The following is a 13,611-nucleotide window of genomic DNA, read 5'->3' as shown; positions in this document are numbered from 1 at the left end:
GTGCGCCGGTGAACAAAAGTTTGAACGTTTGACCGAATGCGACTGACAGGAGAGGAAAAGCGAAATGGCTTATTCAGATAAAGTGATTGACCACTACAACAACCCGCGCAACGTCGGCAGCCTCGACAAGAAAGACCCCAACGTCGGCACAGGGCTGGTCGGCGCGCCGGAGTGCGGCGACGTGATGAAGCTGCAAATCAAGATCAACCCGGAGACGCAGATCATCGAGGATGCCAAGTTCAAGACCTTCGGCTGCGGCTCGGCCATCGCCAGCTCAAGCCTGGCGACCGAGTGGGTCAAGGGCCGTTCGGTCGACGAGGCGCTGACGATCAAGAATACCGAGATCGTTAAAGAGCTGAACCTGCCGCCGGTCAAGATTCACTGCTCGGTGCTTGCGGAAGACGCCATCAAAGCGGCCATCCGTGACTACAAAGAGAAAGCCGGCAGTAATGAAGAACAGCGCGAAGAAGTCACCGCTGGTGCGTAAGCGATGGTGCGCGTCGTCTGCGGGCGGCGCGATGAAAGAGGGATGTGAAGGTGCTTCAACTGACGGAACAAGCGGCGGCGCGGATTCGTGAGATCATGCGCGATAACGGCTTGACGGAAGGCGGCCTGCGCGTCGGCGTGCAGGGCGGCGGCTGTTCCGGCCTGAGCTACAACCTGGCGCTCGACACCGAGCAGCGCCCCGGGGATCGCGTCTTCGAGCATGACGGCGTCAAAGTCTTTGTTGACATGAAGAGCTTGCTTTATCTGAATGGCGCGACGCTCGACTGGAAAGACGAAGGCTTGATGCAGCGCGGCTTCACATTCATCAACCCGAACTCTTCGGGCGACTGTGGCTGCGGCGAATCGTTCGCGGTCTAGCCCATCGCCCGATGTTGCGCGACCTTTGCCGCCTCGGCTTTATCACCTGAAGCGTGGATTGAAACGGAATTCAGCAGAGCTTGATGGTTGGGTGCGCGAGGGCTCAACCATTATTTTTTTGATCGAGAGCTAACATGGCCGAAGCTAGCACCAGCGAAGTCACGTCGCGCGCCTGTCCGCATTGCGGGGCGGCGTCTGATGGCGCGCATTTCTGCGCCGCCTGTGGCGGTGTTCTGCCGCTCGCCGCCGACCTGGATTATTTCGCTTTCTTCGGCCTACCGCGCAAGCTCGGCCTCGATGAAACAGAGCTGGAGAAGAATTTCTACGCGCTCAGCCGCCAGCTTCATCCCGATTACTTTATGAACGCCTCGGACGCCGAGCGCCAGGCCAGTGTCGAGCGCGCCTCGCGGCTCAACGACGCCTACCGCACACTGCGCGACCGCACGGCGCGGGCGCAGTACCTGCTCAGGCTTGCCGGCTACAAGGAAGCCGAAAAGCAAGCGCCGCCCGACCTGCTCGAAGAGGTCTTCGAGCTGAATATGCAGATCGAAGAGATGAAGGCCGCAAAGAAAATGGGCGACGCCGACGAAGTCGAACAGGCGCGCGCGGCGCTCGACGCAGCGCTCAGCGGGTTGAAAGATAAATTGAGTGACATTGACGCGCGACTCTTCGCGCTGTTCGCGGATTGGGATGCAGCGGTTGATCGCGATGCCGACGAAGCGGCGCGCAAATCGGTGCTCGACCGCATGAGCCAGTTGCTGTCGCACCGCTCGTACGTTCGCAATCTCGTTCGCGACATCAGAGAGGAATTGTAACGAATGCCACTGATTGAATTAAGTCTAACTGGTCGCCCGAAATCGAGCCGCGTGGTCGGCATCGATCTGGGCACCACCAACAGCCTGGTCGCTTACATGAGCGAAAGCGGCCCGCAGGTGATCCGCGACCCGGAAGGCAACGCGCTGGTGCCTTCGATTGTTTACTACGACAACGCCGAGAAGCGTCTGCTGGTCGGCGAAGAAGCGCGCGAGCGGCTGATCACCGAGCCCCGCAAAGCCATCTATTCCGTGAAGCGATTCATGGGCAAAGGCAGCGCAGATGTGCAGGAAGACCTGGCGCTCGTGCCGTTTGAAATTGCCGCGGGAAGCCAACAGGTGATCCGTTTTCAGATGGGCGACCGCCAGTTTACGCCGCCTGAAATTTCCGCCTTCGTGCTGCGCGATCTGAAAGAGCGCGCCTCGACATTCTTTGGCGAAGAGGTGACGCAGGCGGTGATCACTGTGCCGGCTTACTTCAACGATGCCCAGCGTCAGGCGACCAAAGATGCGGGCCACCTGGCAGGGCTTGAAGTGCTGCGTATCGTCAACGAGCCGACGGCGGCCTCGTTGGCCTACGGCATAGACAAGCGCGACGAAGCGCGCATCGCGGTTTATGATCTCGGCGGCGGCACCTTTGACATCTCGATCCTGCGGCTGCGCGAAGGCATCTTTGAAGTGCTGGCGACCAACGGCGACACGCATCTGGGCGGCGACGACATCGATAATCGCTTGATCGCGCTGGTGCTAGACGAAATCAAATCACAAACCGACAAAGACCTGAGCCGCGACCACGCCGCATTTCAGGCGATTCGCAAAGCGGTCATTGCCGCCAAGCACGAGCTTTCAAAAAGCGACCGCGCGCAGATCGCGATTAACCTGGCAGAGCGCGGCGTCGCTTATCACCGTGAGTTGACGCGTGACGAGTTCGAGCAGTTGATCGTTGATTTAATCGAGCGCACGCTCGGCCCATGCAAGCAGGCGCTTAAAGACGCCGACCTTGACCCCGAGCAGATTGACGAGGTCGTAATGGTTGGCGGCTCGACGCGCATTCCGCTGGTGCGCCATCGCGTTGAAGCGTTGTTCAAGCGGCGGGCGCATACAGAGCTTAACCCCGACGAAGTGGTGGCGCTCGGCGCGGCGATTCAAGCTGACATCCTCTCCGGCGGTCGCCGCGACCTGTTGCTGTTGGATGTCACACCGCTCAGCCTGGGCATCGAAACCATGGGCGGCGTGGTCGCCAAGATCATCAATCGCAACTCGACCATCCCGGCATCGGCTGCCGAGATGTTCACGACCTGGGTGGATAACCAGACCGGCATCGATGTTCATGTGCTGCAAGGCGAGCGCGAGATGGCCGATGATTGTCGCAGCCTGGCGAAGTTCACGCTCAAGGGCATCTCGCCGCAACCCGCCGGCTTGCCGCGCATCGAAGTGCGTTTCTTGATCGATGCCAACGGCATTCTTACCGTGAACGCTACGGACGTGCGCACAGGTCAGCAGCAGTCGGTCGAGGTCAAGCCGTCTTATGGCCTGAACGACGAGCAGATCGAAAAGATGTTGATGGATTCGATGGAGTTCGCCGAAGAAGACATGCGCAAGCGCCAACTGGTCGAAGCGCGCACCGAAGCCGATACCGTGCTGCGCGCTTCAGAGAAAGCGCTCGCCGAGCGCGGCGAGCTGGTCGGGGAAGAGGAGCGCGAGCAGATTCGCCGGGCGATTGGCGAATTGCGCGAAGCCGTCGCCGGCGAAGATCATCGCTTGATCCGCGCGCGCATTAAACAGCTCGACGAGGCGGCGCATCACCTGGCCGAATTGATTATGGATAGCGCCCTGCTTGCGGCGTTGAAAGATCGCAAGGCATCCGAGGTGGCGGAAGGCTGAATTATGGAAGCAAAAGAAGCAACCGGCAGCGCCGTGATCGATGAACGGCCGGAGGCCGCACAAAAAGTGTATCAGGTTACATTCTTGCGCAAAGGCGAAGCGCCGGTGACGGTCGAATACCAGCCGGGCGTGACGCCGTACCACGAACACGGCAGGGAAGGCTCGCTGCTCGACATCGCGCTCAACTATGGCATCGATCTTGAGCACTCGTGCGGCGGCAACTGCGCCTGCACGACCTGTCACGTCATCGTCAAACAGGGCGAAGCGAACCTGACAGAGATGGACGAGGACGAAGAAGACCGCGTCTACATGGCCGACAGCGTCACCCTGCATTCGCGGCTCGGCTGTCAGGCGGTCGTCCGCGGCGATGTGACGGTCGAGATCGCTGATTGAGTTGACGATTGGCGGTTTATGAAAGGGAGGCCCAATGGCGGAAGTGGACTGGACGGACGTCGAAGAGATCGGCATACGACTGCTGGAAGCGCACCCGGACGTTGACCCGTTGAGTGTGCGCTTCACAGACCTCTATCACTGGGTGCTGGCGCTCGACGGCTTCACCGGTGACCCGAAAGGCTCGAACGAAAAGAAGCTCGAAGCCATCCAGATGGCCTGGTACGACGAGTGGCAGGAAGAGCATGGGTAGTTGTCAGTTGCCGGTTGCCGGACACGGTGCCCTGCGGACAACTGATAACTGACAACTGGCAACTGGCAACTGGCAACTGGCAACTGCGATGAGGGTTTACTTAGACAACAGCGCGACGACCGCCGTCTTGCCCGAAGTCATCGAGGCGATGTTGCCTTGCTTCAGTGAAGTCTATGGCAACGCGCAATCGGTGCATGGCTTCGGCCAGCGCGCCAAGGCAATCGTCGAGCGCGCCCGCCGCGAGGTTGCGGCGCTGATCAACGCGGCGCCCGGCGAAATCGTTTTTGTCGGCGGCGGCACCGAAGCCGATAATCTCGCCATTCGCGGCATCGCCGCGGCGCACGACGACGGTCATCTCATCACCACGCAGATTGAACACCCGGCGGTGCTTGCCACCTGTCAGGCCCTCGAACAGACAGGCGCGAGAGTGACTTATCTTCCGGTGCGAGCTAACGGCATCGTCTGCGTAGATGATCTGCGCGCTGCTATCACTGACGACACGACACTGATCTCCGTGATGCACGCCAATAACGAAACCGGGGCGATTCAACCTCTCGAAGCCATCGCCGCCATCGTCCGTGATCGCCGCGAGCGCGGGCAGAAGCATCTCTACCTGCACACCGACGCGGTGCAAGCGGTCGGCAAGATTCCGGTTGATGTGAAACGGCTCGGCGTTGATCTGCTGTCGCTGTCGGGGCACAAGATTCATGGGCCGAAAGGCGTTGGCGCGCTGTTCATCAAGAAAGGCGTGCGCCTGGCAAAGCAGATGACCGGCGGGCATCACGAGCGCGACCGCCGCGCCGGCACAGAGAATGTCGCCGGCATTGTCGGCCTGGGCCGCGCCGCCGAGCTCGCGCGCTTGCATCTGGACGAGCGCGGCGAGCGGATGCGCGAATTGCGAAATGATTTCGAGCAAGCAGTGATGGCGCGCATCAATGGTGTTCAGGTGAACGGCGACGCGCAGCAGCGAGTGCCGAACATATCGAACCTGAGCTTCGCCGGGGTTGACGGCGAGAGCTTGCTGATCGCGCTTGATTTGCAGGGCATCGCCGTGTCTACCGGCTCGGCGTGCGCTTCTGGATCATTAGAGCCGAGCCATGTGCTGACGGCGATGGGCCTTGAGCGCGAGCAGGTGCGCGGCAGCTTGCGCGTCAGCCTGAGCGCGCTGACTTCGCGCCAGGAGATCGATACGGCGCTGGCCGCGCTCGAAGAGATCGTCGCTCGCTTGCGCGAGATGCGCCCAGACGAAGAAGCGACGGGCATGGAATCCGGCCTTTCGCGGTTTTCCCCTTCACAATAATTATGTACACGCCGCAGGTGGCCGAGCACATCGCCAATCCGCGCAACGTCGGCGAGCTTGAGCATCCTTCAGGCATCGGCGATGTGACGAATCAAGTCTGCATGGATCGCATACGGCTGACGGTGCGCCTGGACGGAGACCGTGTGAGCGAGGCGCGCGTCAAAGCCTCGGGGTGCCCGCCGACGATTGCCGCGGCTTCGGTGCTGACAGAGTTGATCATTGGCCGGGCGCTCGTCGAGATTGAAGCGATGACGAAGCAAGATGTCGCCGATGCGCTCGGCCGCTTGCCGGTCGCCAAACAGCATTGCGCCAGCCTGGCCATCGAAGCCTTACGCGCCGCGCTCGCGGATGCGCGCCGCTGAAATCGCGTCTTTGGATTGTTGCATTGAAGCGAGCCGGTGATGGCCTACGGTCAGGCGTTTGCCATCACCGAGCCGCACGACGGGCAGAAGATTTCGTCGTTTTCGATCATCATGCCGCAGTCGTCGCAGAGCCCCGCCAGGGCGATGGCGGTTTCGGCATTCGCCGCCACCTGTTCAAGCAGCCCGCCGCAGTGAATACAGAACAACTCGCCGCTGTCGGATAGCTGGCCGCAATCACCACAGGTGTTCTTTGCGGCGCTTGCGGTTTTCGCGGCCACAAAGCCTTCGAGCGCGCCGGTGATTCGGATGACATCTTCTGATGGTGAAAGCACGCCGCTGTTCGCTGGCGGCGGTGTCTCAACGGCGACGGGGGGCGTCTGTGCGGACGGCTGCGCATGCGGCGCGGTCGCAGGTCGAGCTTCAAAGCGGTGATCGGTTGGCTGAGCTTCGGACGAAAGACTAAAGAAATCGGCCAGCTCGTCGTACAGGTCAAGGCCGCCGGTGAATCCGGTCGGCTGGCGTTCTGCATTCGCCTCGGCCCGCAGATGGAGTAGTTCGCCTGTAGGTGATTTCATAGAAAGCTATCCAGCTTGGGTGACTACTCGGAGGCAGAGCGATTGCATTCTACAACAGGGCCGGGGGCGATTCTACAGTAATTGTTGCGGGCGGCGCGCGGGTGATAACATCCTTGGCCATGCCCGGCGAACGTGAAATCATCGCCCGCTTACGCGCCCGCGCGCGCGCCGCCGCGGGCGTTAGCCTCGGCATCGGCGACGACGCGGCGGTCTTGCAGATCGGCGGCGCGCACGAGCTGTTAGCCTGTTCCGACTTGCTGGCCGAAGGCGTCCATTTCCGCCGTGACTGGTCGCCGCCGCGACTGTTGGGACAGAAGGCGCTGGCGGTGACTCTGAGCGACATCGCGGCCATGGGCGGCGCGGCGCGTTACGCGATGGTGAGCATCGCGCTGCCCTCCACGCTATCGCCCTTGTTCATCGAAGCGCTATTCGATGGCCTGATGGCTTATGCGGAACAGAGCGGCGTGGCGATCATCGGCGGCGACACCTCAAGCTCGGTTGATTCACTCTTCATTGATACGATTGCGCTCGGCGAGTGCGGCATAGGGCGAGCCGTCCGTCGGAGCGGCGCGCAAGCCGGCGATCTCATTTATGTGACCGGCGCGCTTGGCGCGTCAATAGCAGGGCTGTTGCTACTGGAGCGCGGCCATCGCCTGACAGATGATGCTGCCGATGACGAAGGCGATATGAGTGCGGCGCGCGCCGCAGCTATGCTGAAACATCTCGGCCCCGCGCCGCAGCTCGCGCTAGGCCGCATGCTCGGCGAGCGCGGATTGGCGACGGCGATGATTGACGTCAGCGATGGCCTTAGCACAGACCTCGCGCATATTCTCGACGAAAGCGGTTGCGGAGCAATCCTCAGAGCCGGGTCCATTCCGATTGCCGGTGCGGCGACTTCGCTTGCCGTTGAGCTAGCGAGCGAACCGCTACGGCTGGCCTTGCATGGCGGCGAAGACTACGAGCTGTTATTCACCGCGCGTCCCGAAGAGCATGCGCATATCAGCAACCTGTCGAGCGAAGTGGCGGTGCCGATCACGGCGATTGGCGAGATTACTGCGGGCGGCGGGCTACGACTGGAACGCGATGGCCGGCTCGAAGCACTGCGCCCTGCGGGATACGAGCATCAGATTTGAGCGCATCGGTTGGCGTTGCCTTCACTCGTTCGCCTCCTCGTTCGTGTCTTCGTTTTTATCCAGAACTTCATCTTCATAAAAGAAGGCGGGGCCGCAGACCAGCAACAGGCGGATCGGCTCGGTGCCGGTGTTGTTGAGCGTGTGGCGCTGGTGGCGCGGCACATAGATAGCGTCGCCCGCCGCGACCTCTTGCTGTTCGTCGCCGACCGTCATCACGCCGCGACCTTCGACGATGTAGTAAATCTCTTCGATCTCGCGGTGGCGGTGCGGTGTTACCGCCTGGCCGGGCAATAGCACTTCTTCGGCGAGGCTGCACCGGGTGATGGCGCTCGTCGTGCGGTCAACGAGCGGACGAATCTCTGACCCGTGGCGGGTCTTGATGACGCTGGCGCGATGGCGGTTGTTGACGATCATAACGAGCGACGCGGAGACGCAGGGACACGGTGACGCGGCGAGGGAGATAACGGCGAGATGTCGTAACGACAAGAGACTATATGCAAAAGCTATACGACTCCGGTCGCCGCGTCCCCGTGTCGCTTACTGCTTCGGTTTGTCTTTCGGTTCGGCGGGGCCGGCGGCCTCGACCCACGCATCCCACCCGCCTTTCAGAGCGCTTACCTGCTTGTAGCCTTTGTCGAGGAGCATCTGCGCCACACGGGCGCTAGTGTGTTCGCTCGGTCAGGTACAGTAGATGACGATCTCGCGGTTGCGTGGAATCTCGCTCAATCGCGCCTCGATCTCATCCATCGGGATGCGCACCGCGCCTTTGATCTTCATCTCACTGTTGTCGTACGAGCCCTGACTGCGCGAGTCAATGATGAAGACCGGCGCGTTTTTGGCGAGCCTGGCTTTCAGCTCCTCGACCGTGATGCGCGGGACTTCGCCTTCGACCTTATGTTCGGCGGCCTGCGGCGTCGGCGTGATGGGCTGCATCGCCGGATCGGCGGCCATAGCGGGGGTCGTGCTGGTCGCGCTTGCTGATGTTTTAGCTTTTGATTTCGATTTCGACTTTGACTTCGTGCGCTGCGCGTCGGCGACGATTGCCAGAGCAAGTATCGCCGCCATCAATAGCGCGAATTTTCTGAGGTTCATTGCGCTTCTCCTGTATAGACTTTCCGGAACTCTTATTTTGCCATGCGCGTTCAGGTGAAAGCTAGAAGAGCGGGGCCAGGGACAGGGTCTATTCATTCTCCGGACTTGAACCGCCAAGACGCCAAGGACGCCAAGAGAACACAGAGCTTTTCTTGGCGGTCTTGGCATCTTGGCGGTTTATATCCCCATGGTTATTCGAGAATGAATAGGCCCTGGGGCCAGGGACTGGGGGCCGTTATCGATTGCGTTTGCCGTGTAGCGCAAGGCGGTTAGCTTGCATAGCGACTCGCGCAAGCTAACCGCCTTGCGCTACATCCTAGCCCCCAGCCGCTAATCCTCTTGCGATGTGGGCGTGGAAGGCATAAGATGGCCGCAAGTTAAGACGGGCGCGTCGCCCCGCGCGTGTGGTATCATAAAGACCTGGGAGACAGAGCAACGTGAGATTCAATCAAAAACTTGCGACCCTGATTGCGTGCCTGCTCTTGTTGAGCTTCGTCGTCGTGCAGGCGAGCGACCGCCAGGCCAAACTCGGCGCGCGCCGCGCCGTGGCGCTGCCGCGGACGATGATCCTCGACGAGTTCGCGCAGCCGCTGATCGCCAGTAGCGGCAAGGTCGGCTTCGTTTCGTCGGTAACGGCGGGCGCGGTCGTCTGCTTCAACGTGGCGTCAGGGCGCGTGATGTCGTCTCTGGTTGTCGGCGAATCGGTCGGCCCGCTTTCGCTGGTCGAAACCGCGGGCCGCCGCCTGCTCGCCGCGCCATCTGCGAATGATCCTGCGGACGGCCACCCCGCGACCATCAGCATCATCGACGCCACGCGCGCCAAACAGCTTGAGCTGCAAGCGCTGCTCGTCCTGCCCGGTAAGGCCACCTTGACGCAGGCGACGCGCGCCCTGCTGACCAGCGACGGCAAGCTCTGCCTGATCGCTTCAAGCGGCGAAGAACAAGCGCTCTTTGCCTTCGACGTAGAGACAGGGCAGGTGATCGCGCAAGCGAAGCTCGACGGCAAGCCATCGGAAGTCGCTCTGTTCGATGATGGCAAGACGCGCCGAGTGGCGGTCGCAAGCGTCGCGGCAAATACCTTGTCGCTGTTCAACCTTGACGGGCAAGGGGCGCTCGCGCAGGTCGGGACGTTTTCGCCGTCCGGCGGGCGCTTTGACGAAGCCAACAACCCGGCTTTCAGCGGCGACGGACGCATGGTTTATATTGCTGCCGCCGAGGGCGAGCAGGTCTTTGCGCTCGATAGCGACAGCGGCATCCTGCTCGACGCCATCGCCGCAAGCTCGCCGCACCGCCTGACGACGGCGCGCGCCGCCGAGGGCCGCGAGCTGCTGGCCGTCACCAACCTGCGCCGCGAGGGGAGCGACAAGCGCGGCGGAGTCACCATCCTCAAGAGCCAGCACGCACGCCTGTTCGCGCAATCGGAGTTTGCGCCACCCGAGGGCATTGAATTTTCGCGCGCCAACAACGTTGCCTTCACCTCCGACGCCTCGGTGGCGTTTGTAACCTCGGCTACGGGTGTGCTGTTCGCCTTCAACACCGAGACCGGCGAGCTGGAGTCTTACCAGGCTATCGGCAGCGAGCTGCGCCGCCTGGCCTTGAGCGAAAAGACGCAGACGGTCGCGGCGGTTCACTCGTCGCAGGGCGGCGACGAGATCATCGTCATCAACTTCGACCTGATCAAGCCCGACACCCCCGACCCGAACGCGCCGCTGATCGAATCCTTGCGGCCTGCCGAAGTCGAGCAGGGGCGTTTAAAGAATCTGCAACTCGTCGTCGCCGGACAGCGGCTCGGCGATGGCGCTTCGATCCTCGTCAACGGTGTCGAGATGGCGGCTGAAGTTGCGCAGAACGGTCGCGCCCTGGAAGCCCGCCTGCCGCGCTCTCTGTTTGACGAAGTCAAAAGCATCAGCATTCAAGTCAAAGGCGCGAACGGCACGCTCTCCGCGCCGCATGAATTGCGCGTGGTGCGGCCCGGCGCGCCCATTCTCGACGACGTTCGTCCGGCGGAAGTCGCCGGGCCGAGCGCCCCTTTTGTGCTGAAAGTTACAGGCCGAAACTTTCGCGCCAGCTCGACCATCTTCGTTGCCGGACGTGCCCTCGACACCCAGCAGGTGAATGCCGGCACGCTTCAGGCGCTGGTGCCTGCCGACCTATTGCAGTCGCCGGGAGAGTTGAGAGTCCTGGTGCGCGATCTGGCGGTCTCTGATCTGGTATCGGCGAACAATAAAGACCTGTTGATTTACGGGCCGCGCATCACGGAATTGGCACCGGTGAACAGTAACGTGGTTGCCGGCGACGGCGCGTTCGGCTTGCGGATTCGCGGCGCAAACTTCCGCAACGGGGCGGCGGTCGAAATCAATGGCCAGGCGCTGCCCGCCAGTGCCTTTCACCTGACCGGGCGCTCGCTGATCAACGTTCGCGTTCCCCAACAGTTCACGCAGGAGGCGGGCAAGCTCGCCGTGACGGTGCGCAACCCGGAAGGCGCGGCAAGCGACGCGGCGACGATTGACGTGCATGCGCCGCAGATCGTCAGCTTCGCGCAGAAACAAGTGATGGCGGGAACCGTGAAGGCGCGCGTAGATATTCGCGGCAAGGATTTTCGGCGTGGCGCGCGCGTCTATGTCGGCAACGGGCGCGACTTCAACCTGCAACTAGCGCGACCGCAGGTGCGCTTCCGCGACCGCACACATCTGGTCATCACGCTGAAGGACGAATTGAAGAAATTGCTCGAACAGCCGGGCCAGCTCGAATTCAATGTGGTCAATCCAAATAGCGGCGACGGCGTCACCTCGCAAAAGGCGGCACTCAACGTCGTCGGGCCGGTGGTCGCCGGTGTGCAGTTCGAAGCGCTTGCTGAAAACGCTCGACAGGTGCGGCTAGTGATTGCCGGCGCAAACTTCCGGCGCGGCGCGCTGGTCGAGTTCGTCAAAGGTGATGCGGTGGTGCGACAGGCGATGCCCGAATCGCTGCGCGCCGACCGCGCCACGGTGGTCATCTCGTCGCGTGTGCTTGAGGCGCTCGGCGATTATACCTTGCGCGTCGTCAATCCCGGTCAGGTGGCGTCCGCGCCATACCGCCCGGACGGGAGCGCGGCGGTCGCCGGCAGCAACGACGAGTGAGGCGTTAATTACAAAACGCGAAACGCGATGGGCGGGGCTGCGGTGCGGCTCCGCCTTCTTCTTTGCCGCGCTACAGCGGCGCGGCGTCGCTGTGTTATAATCATCAACGGATCTTTGGAGTGAATCGGGCGGTTGCTGGCCCGCTGACGAATCAGCGGGCGAGAGGAAAGTCCGAACACCACTAGGGCAACGGACTGGCTAACGGCCAGGCGGGGCGACCCGACGACAAGTGCAACAGAGAACAGACCAGCCGATGGCTGCACGCCCGCAAGGGCCGGCAGATCAGGTGATGGGTGAAACGGTAGGGCCGCAAGGCTTAATGTAAGAGCCTACCAGCACAGGTGGCGACACACTGTGGCTAGGCAAACTCTCCGTGGTGCAAGACCAAATAGGGAGACGTCATCAGGACGGCCCGTCCGATGCGCGCTTGCGACAGGCTACGGCCTGCGCGGCGCGCGACAGTCTCCGGGTAGGTCGCTTGAGCGCGCGGAGCAATCCGCCGCCTAGATGAATGACCGTCGCCGCTTCTCTTATGCTCACGCCGGCGCGCCTTCGGGCGACGCTGAATACAAAGAGAGGCGGAACAGAATTCGGCTTACAGATTCACTCCAAAGCGTGAGCGCCCCGCAGGCTGGATGCGGCGGCGCTCGCAAGGTTGATTGGCTTCGGAGAGGCATCGTGAACAACACCAAGTATTTTGTCGGCCTTGCGGGGCTGGCTGTCGGCTTCTTCATCAGCTTCCTCTGGGTTTCAAGTTACAATCGCAATCACGCGCCGGCGGTCGAGCCGACGGCGAGCGCCATGCCGGGCAGCATGCCGGCGGCGGGCAACTCAGGCGATCAGCAGGCGGTGATGGGCCAGGTGCAGCAGGTCATCGCTAAGGCCAAGAATAACCCGCAAGATTTTCAGGCGCAGATTGACGCCGCCGGCGTCTACTTCCAGAGCGGCAAAGAGGCCGAAACGGTTGACTATCTCAAGAAGGCTTATGCGCTCAAGCCCGACGAGTTCAAGACCAATCAGCAGTTGCTGGGGGCGCTGCCGTTGATCGCCACCTACTACGCCGATCAGAAACAGTATGACGAAGCCGACACCTGGTTCCGGCGCTCTGTAGAGATCGAGCCGAATAACACGGCGCTGCATATCGAGATGGCGTCGTCGCTGATTCAGCGCCAGCCGCCGCAACCCGACCGCGCCATCCAGGAATTGCAGATCGCTCTGAAGGCGAACGCCAAAGACGCTCACGCGCTCGGCCACCTGGTCGAAGCCTACGCCGTCAAGCGCGACGCGGCGGGCACCGAAGACGCGCTCAATCGCCTGCGCGACGCCGACCCGGCCAACAAGCGGCTCGGCGCTTTGCAGAACATGCTGACGGACTTGAAAGCCGGCAAGCCGGTGACGATTCCGAAAGAGCAGTAAGCCGAAATGTTATTTAGATTCATTTTTTACTGCGTTCTTGCTTACCTGGCCTGGCGCTTTGTGCGCTGGCTGGTGACGCCGTCGCCGGCGCGCGCCAGCCGTGGCGGGCGTGGGGCGCGGGCCGCCTCGATGGTGCGTTGTGAGAGTTGCGGGATGTTTATTACCCAAAGCAGTGCCCTGGCCGTTGGCGGACGCGATTTCTGCTCGCGTCAATGCCTGGAGCAAAAGGCGCGGCGGGCCTGAGACGCAAAAAAAAATCGCCCGGACGAAAAATTTTCGCACGAATTGGCCTACTTTCTCCGTCTATCCTTTATGAGGGCAGAAAAAACTGCTCCACGGGCCGCGCCGGCGCTGGAAGCGACGCAGCCACCTGACAGCCGCGATTGATTGTCTGAAGTTCTCAGCCAGTGG

The 13,611-nt window shown here is 61.8% G+C and carries 15 protein-coding genes and 1 other RNA gene; 13 read left to right on the top strand and 3 right to left on the bottom strand.

Translation table 11 applies throughout. The features are described 5' to 3' along the window. Positions 1-64 precede the first annotated feature (64 nt). The 8 genes from iscU to VJ464_03585 all read left to right on the top strand — a co-directional run bounded on the left by iscU (position 65) and on the right by VJ464_03585 (position 5,865). On the top strand, positions 65-487 hold the full coding sequence (gene iscU / locus VJ464_03620) for a Fe-S cluster assembly scaffold IscU (protein ID HKQ04195.1): 423 nt from the start codon (positions 65-67) through the stop codon (positions 485-487). A gap of 44 nt (positions 488-531) precedes the next feature. Beyond that, positions 532-864 (top strand): iron-sulfur cluster assembly accessory protein, encoded by a 333-nt coding sequence (locus VJ464_03615; GenBank protein ID HKQ04194.1) that lies wholly within the window; start codon positions 532-534, stop codon positions 862-864. 134 nt (positions 865-998) lie between these two features. Next, on the top strand, positions 999-1,679 hold the full coding sequence (gene hscB / locus VJ464_03610; GenBank protein HKQ04193.1) for a Fe-S protein assembly co-chaperone HscB: 681 nt from the start codon (positions 999-1,001) through the stop codon (positions 1,677-1,679). 3 nt (positions 1,680-1,682) lie between these two features. Continuing rightward, positions 1,683-3,560 (top strand): Fe-S protein assembly chaperone HscA, encoded by a 1,878-nt coding sequence (hscA, locus tag VJ464_03605; GenBank protein ID HKQ04192.1) that lies wholly within the window; start codon positions 1,683-1,685, stop codon positions 3,558-3,560. Between the two features lie 3 nt (positions 3,561-3,563). Continuing rightward, entirely contained in the window at positions 3,564-3,953 is a 390-nt protein-coding gene (locus tag VJ464_03600; GenBank protein ID HKQ04191.1) for a 2Fe-2S iron-sulfur cluster-binding protein, read from the top strand. A 34-nt stretch (positions 3,954-3,987) separates the two neighbouring features. Continuing rightward, positions 3,988-4,203, top strand: coding sequence for a Fe-S cluster assembly protein IscX (gene iscX / locus VJ464_03595; GenBank protein ID HKQ04190.1), 216 nt, complete (start codon positions 3,988-3,990; stop codon positions 4,201-4,203). Between the two features lie 88 nt (positions 4,204-4,291). Further along, positions 4,292-5,503 (top strand): cysteine desulfurase family protein, encoded by a 1,212-nt coding sequence (locus tag VJ464_03590; protein ID HKQ04189.1) that lies wholly within the window; start codon positions 4,292-4,294, stop codon positions 5,501-5,503. Positions 5,504-5,505: 2 nt separating this feature from the next. Next, the gene (locus tag VJ464_03585) at positions 5,506-5,865 is read left to right on the top strand and encodes an iron-sulfur cluster assembly scaffold protein (protein HKQ04188.1); all 360 of its coding nucleotides are present in this window, start codon (positions 5,506-5,508) and stop codon (positions 5,863-5,865) included. 50 nt (positions 5,866-5,915) lie between these two features. Here VJ464_03585 and VJ464_03580 read toward each other — a convergent pair whose 3' ends face one another. Continuing rightward, positions 5,916-6,440, bottom strand: a complete 525-nt coding sequence (locus VJ464_03580) for a zinc ribbon domain-containing protein (protein HKQ04187.1) — start codon at positions 6,438-6,440, stop codon at positions 5,916-5,918. Between the two features lie 101 nt (positions 6,441-6,541). On the opposite strand from VJ464_03580, the gene thiL reads away from it, so the two are divergent. Continuing rightward, positions 6,542-7,573: a thiamine-phosphate kinase gene (gene thiL, locus VJ464_03575; GenBank protein HKQ04186.1), complete on the top strand. Its 1,032-nt coding sequence runs from the start codon at positions 6,542-6,544 to the stop codon at positions 7,571-7,573. Positions 7,574-7,594: 21 nt separating this feature from the next. On the opposite strand, the gene VJ464_03570 is transcribed toward thiL, so the two are convergent. Together VJ464_03570 and VJ464_03565 are read right to left on the bottom strand one after the other, a co-directional pair. Next, a complete protein-coding gene (locus VJ464_03570) occupies positions 7,595-7,987 on the bottom strand; it encodes a cupin domain-containing protein (GenBank protein ID HKQ04185.1) in 393 nt (130 codons plus the stop codon). Positions 7,988-8,110: 123 nt separating this feature from the next. Next, positions 8,111-8,506, bottom strand: coding sequence for a rhodanese-related (seleno)protein (locus tag VJ464_03565; GenBank protein ID HKQ04184.1), 396 nt, complete (start codon positions 8,504-8,506; stop codon positions 8,111-8,113). Positions 8,507-9,102: 596 nt separating this feature from the next. Here VJ464_03565 and VJ464_03560 point away from each other — a divergent pair. The 4 genes from VJ464_03560 to VJ464_03545 all read left to right on the top strand — a co-directional run bounded on the left by VJ464_03560 (position 9,103) and on the right by VJ464_03545 (position 13,443). Then, the gene (locus tag VJ464_03560; protein HKQ04183.1) at positions 9,103-11,784 is read left to right on the top strand and encodes a PQQ-binding-like beta-propeller repeat protein; all 2,682 of its coding nucleotides are present in this window, start codon (positions 9,103-9,105) and stop codon (positions 11,782-11,784) included. A 116-nt stretch (positions 11,785-11,900) separates the two neighbouring features. Then, positions 11,901-12,398, top strand: an RNA gene (gene rnpB / locus VJ464_03555) — RNase P RNA component class A. A 64-nt stretch (positions 12,399-12,462) separates the two neighbouring features. After that, positions 12,463-13,200: a hypothetical protein gene (locus VJ464_03550; GenBank protein HKQ04182.1), complete on the top strand. Its 738-nt coding sequence runs from the start codon at positions 12,463-12,465 to the stop codon at positions 13,198-13,200. Positions 13,201-13,206: 6 nt separating this feature from the next. Then, positions 13,207-13,443, top strand: coding sequence for a PP0621 family protein (locus VJ464_03545; GenBank protein HKQ04181.1), 237 nt, complete (start codon positions 13,207-13,209; stop codon positions 13,441-13,443). Positions 13,444-13,611: the final 168 nt, after the last annotated feature.

Source organism: Blastocatellia bacterium, assembly GCA_035275065.1.
In the GTDB taxonomy this organism is placed as follows: Bacteria; Acidobacteriota; Blastocatellia; order UBA7656; family UBA7656; genus DATENM01.
Note: the sequence above shows the minus strand (reverse complement) of the source record. Positions and strands in the feature narration are given on the sequence as shown.

Excerpts from the sequence above, each read along its gene's own strand:
- VJ464_03600 (HKQ04191.1), top strand. The coding sequence starts at position 3,564 with ATGGAAGCAAAAGAAGCAACCGGCAGCGCCGTGATCGATGAACGGCCG.
- iscX (HKQ04190.1), top strand. The coding sequence starts at position 3,988 with ATGGCGGAAGTGGACTGGACGGACGTCGAAGAGATCGGCATACGACTG.
- VJ464_03580 (HKQ04187.1), bottom strand. The coding sequence starts at position 6,440 with ATGAAATCACCTACAGGCGAACTACTCCATCTGCGGGCCGAGGCGAAT.
- VJ464_03545 (HKQ04181.1), top strand. The coding sequence starts at position 13,207 with ATGTTATTTAGATTCATTTTTTACTGCGTTCTTGCTTACCTGGCCTGG.
- iscU (HKQ04195.1), top strand. The coding sequence starts at position 65 with ATGGCTTATTCAGATAAAGTGATTGACCACTACAACAACCCGCGCAAC.
- hscB (HKQ04193.1), top strand. The coding sequence starts at position 999 with ATGGCCGAAGCTAGCACCAGCGAAGTCACGTCGCGCGCCTGTCCGCAT.
- VJ464_03590 (HKQ04189.1), top strand. The coding sequence starts at position 4,292 with ATGAGGGTTTACTTAGACAACAGCGCGACGACCGCCGTCTTGCCCGAA.
- VJ464_03585 (HKQ04188.1), top strand. The coding sequence starts at position 5,506 with ATGTACACGCCGCAGGTGGCCGAGCACATCGCCAATCCGCGCAACGTC.
- VJ464_03570 (HKQ04185.1), bottom strand. The coding sequence starts at position 7,987 with ATGATCGTCAACAACCGCCATCGCGCCAGCGTCATCAAGACCCGCCAC.
- hscA (HKQ04192.1), top strand. The coding sequence starts at position 1,683 with ATGCCACTGATTGAATTAAGTCTAACTGGTCGCCCGAAATCGAGCCGC.